Origin of the sequence: Methylopila musalis (assembly GCF_042679725.1) — a bacterium.
GTDB lineage: Bacteria > Pseudomonadota > Alphaproteobacteria > Rhizobiales > Methylopilaceae > Methylopila > Methylopila musalis.
On sequence record NZ_JBHTMX010000263.1, the window covers coordinates 1 to 3,228 of the forward strand.

Here is a 3,228-nt window from a genome sequence, read left to right on the forward strand (position 1 = left end):
CGGCGGCGAGCGCCAGCGTGCCGCGCGGCGACACAGGGTGCTCGATGGCGCGCCGCGCTTCGGGGGCGACGTCGGCGCTGCGGGTCGCGGCCACGATGCGCACGATGTAGTCCTTCAGCGCGGGCGACAGATGGGTCGCCGCCGCGTCGCGCCGGGCGCGGCGGACCTCGTCCGCCGTCAGCCGGAGCGGCATGGGCTGCTCGCCGCCGAGCGTCTCACGCTCCACCAGATCGAGAATCAGCCGCTCCGAACGCGCGTCGGGCAGGCCGACGATCACATGCAGCAGGAAGCGGTCGAGCTGGGCCTCGGGCAGGGGGAACGTGCCTTCGTGCTCGATCGGGTTCTGGGTCGCCACCACCATGAACGGGTCCGGCAGCGCGTGCGTCGCCGCTCCCGCAGTCACCTGCCGCTCGGCCATGGCCTCCAGCAGCGCGGACTGCACCTTGGGCGGCGCGCGGTTGATCTCGTCCACCAGCACCAGCGAATGGAACAGCGGCCCCGCCAGAAACTCGAACCGGCCCTGATCCGGCCGCCACACGGTGGCGCCGGTGAGGTCGGCCGGCATCAGGTCCGGCGTGCACTGGATGCGCGCGAAGGAGGCGTCGAGCCCGGCGGACAGCCGCTTCACCGCGCGGGTCTTGGCGAGGCCGGGCGCGCCTTCCACCAGCACGTGGCCGCCGGCGAGCAGGCCGATCATCAGCCGCTCCACCAGCGCGCCGGCGCCGATCAGCCCCGCCTCGAGCGCCTGTCGCAGCTCCGACACCCGCGCGCGCAGGGCCGGATCGGGGGTGGGAAGGGGAGCGTTCGACGTCTCCGGGAACTGCGCCGTCATGCGCCGGCGCCCGCGCGATGCGGGCGGCGGAGGCAGGCGAACCGACTCATCACGCGCAATCTCCCTCGAACTTCTTATTATTCTGACGTTTTTACGTTTCGATCTCGCCCATTCTCGCGCCGTCCGTCAATCCCGACTGTCGGCCTCCGCATGACCGCTTTGCACGGCGACGGGACTCGACGCGGCGTTGTTCCGGCGTATCTGGTGCGGCGACACAGGACAAAGAGCGGACGGCGTCATGCAGATCGGAGTGGTCGGCCTCGGCCGAATGGGCGGCAACATCGTGCGGCGGCTGATGGACAACGGCCACGCCTGCGTGGCGCACGACGTGAGCCCCGAGGCGACCGTGGCGCTGGCGGCCGACGGCGCGACGCCCGCGGACTCGCTCGCGGCGCTGGTGTCGGCGCTCGCCGCGCCGCGCGCCGTGTGGGTGATGCTGCCGGAAGGCGAGATCACCGCCAACGCGATCAGGGAGCTCGGCGAGCTGCTGTCGCCCGGCGACGTGGTGATCGACGGCGGCAACAGCTTCTACAAGGATGACGTGCGGCGCGCGAAGGAGCTGGCCGAGCGGGGCGTGATCTATCTCGACGTGGGCACGTCCGGCGGCGTCTGGGGCCGGGAGCGCGGCTATTGCCTGATGATCGGCGGCGACGCGGAGGCGGTGCGCCGGCTCGATCCGATCTTCGCGACGCTCGCGCCCGGCCGTGGCGAGGTGGAGCCCGCGCCCGGCCGCGAGGGGCGAGATCCCCGCGTCGAGCAGGGCTACATGCATTGCGGCCCCGCCGGCGCCGGCCACTTCGTGAAGATGGTGCACAACGGCATCGAATACGGGCTGATGCAGGCCTACGCCGAGGGCTTCGACATCCTGCGCGGCAAGGGCTCTCACGAGCTGCCGGAGGATCGTCGCTTCGACATCGACGTGGCGGACGTGGCCGAGCTCTGGCGGCGGGGCAGCGTGGTGTCGTCCTGGCTGCTGGACCTGACCGCGACCGCGCTCGCGGCCGATCCCACGCTTGACGGGTTCGAGGGCCGGGTGGCGGATTCCGGCGAGGGCCGCTGGACCATCGAGGCCGCGATCGAGCAGGCGACCCCCGCCGACGTGCTGGCGGCCGCCCTGTTCGCCCGCTTCCGCTCGCGGGTCGATCACCCGTTCTCCGACCGCCTGCTCTCCGCCATGCGCTTCCAGTTCGGCGGCCACAAGGAACCGCCCCCCGGCGGCGAAGCCCGCAAAACGCGCACCTGAACGCGCGAGCGCGCCCTTACCTTGTCCCGGCCCCCGAGCCGGGACCCAGAAACTCGAAGCATCTGAAGGCAGAACGCGACAGCCGGGCGTCTTATCCAGAGCCGCCGACGCTCCAAGGTAAAGCACGCCGGCTGTCGCGATTTGTTCTGGGAAACCAGCGGTTCTGGGTCCCGGCTCAAGGCCGGGACAAGGAAAGCGCCGCGCTTCACTCCACCCGGCGCGGGGACCACTCGGGCGGGCGTTTCTCCACGAAGGCGCGCACGCCCTCGGCGTGGTCGGGGGTCGCGGCGGCTTCGGTCTGGAGCGCGCGTTCGACCGCGAGCTGCTCCTCGAAACCGTTGCCGGCCGAGCGCGCCAGCGCCTGCTTGGTGAGGCGCAGCGCCTCCGCGGGCAGGGCCGCGAGGCGCTCGGCGAGGGCGAGCGCCTCGTCCAGCACGCGCGCGTCGTCCACCGCCTTCCAGATCAGGCCCCAGTCCTCCGCCTGTTCGGCCGACACCGGCTCGCCCAGCAGGCACAGGGCGCGGGCGCGGGCGTCGCCCACGAGGCGGGGCAGGGTCCATGTGCCGCCCACGTCCGGCACGAGGCCGATGCGGCCGAAGGCCTCCACGAACTGGGCCGAGCGGGCCGCGACCACGATGTCGGCCAGCAGCGCGAAATTGGCGCCCGCGCCGGCCGCGACGCCGTTCACCGCGGCCACGATGGGCAGCGGCGAGGCGCGCATGCGGCGGGCCAGCGGCTCATAATAGGTTTCGAGGATGTGGCCGACCGCGCGCTCCTCGGGCGGCAACGCCGCGATCTGGGCGATGTCCTGCCCCGAGCAGAACCCGCGGCCGGCGCCGGTGATCACCACCGCCCGCACCTCCGGAGTGCGCTCCGCCTCGTGAAGCGCGTCGAGCAGCGCGCGCAGCAGCTCGGGCGTGAAGGCGTTGATGCGCTCGGGGCGGTTCAGGGTGAACAGCGCCGCCGGGCCACGGCGCTCCACCAGCAGGACGGCGTCGGTCATGGGGCCTCCAGCGGTTGTCCGGTCGAAAGCAAAGCGTCGATCGCGGCCCGGTCCGCCATGGAGCGGCCGGCGCCGGGGCGGGTGACGGAGAGCGAGGCGGCGGCGCAGGCGAAGCGGGCGGCGTCCGGGAGCGCGCGGCCCTCGGCGAGC

At 72.9% G+C, this 3,228-nt stretch carries 3 protein-coding genes; 1 reads left to right on the forward strand and 2 read right to left on the reverse strand.

Translation table 11 applies throughout. From position 1 onward, the window contains the following. Window positions 1–832: AAA family ATPase (locus ACFQ4O_RS16365; protein WP_378777247.1), on the reverse strand; the 832-nt coding region annotated here is incomplete at its 3' end. 238 nt (window positions 833–1,070) lie between these two features. On the opposite strand from ACFQ4O_RS16365, the gene gnd reads away from it, so the two are divergent. Next, window positions 1,071–2,075, forward strand: coding sequence for a phosphogluconate dehydrogenase (NAD(+)-dependent, decarboxylating) (gene gnd / locus ACFQ4O_RS16370; protein ID WP_378777249.1), 1,005 nt, complete (start codon window positions 1,071–1,073; stop codon window positions 2,073–2,075). A 205-nt stretch (window positions 2,076–2,280) separates the two neighbouring features. Here the strand turns inward: gnd and ACFQ4O_RS16375 are convergent, their stop codons facing one another. Then, window positions 2,281–3,078, reverse strand: a complete 798-nt coding sequence (locus tag ACFQ4O_RS16375) for an enoyl-CoA hydratase-related protein (RefSeq protein WP_378777251.1) — start codon at window positions 3,076–3,078, stop codon at window positions 2,281–2,283. Window positions 3,079–3,228 lie beyond the last annotated feature (150 nt).

Bases quoted from the DNA above. Each gene is read 5' to 3' on its own strand.
- gnd (WP_378777249.1), top strand. From the start codon at position 1,071: ATGCAGATCGGAGTGGTCGGCCTCGGCCGAATGGGCGGCAACATCGTG.
- ACFQ4O_RS16375 (WP_378777251.1), bottom strand. From the start codon at position 3,078: ATGACCGACGCCGTCCTGCTGGTGGAGCGCCGTGGCCCGGCGGCGCTG.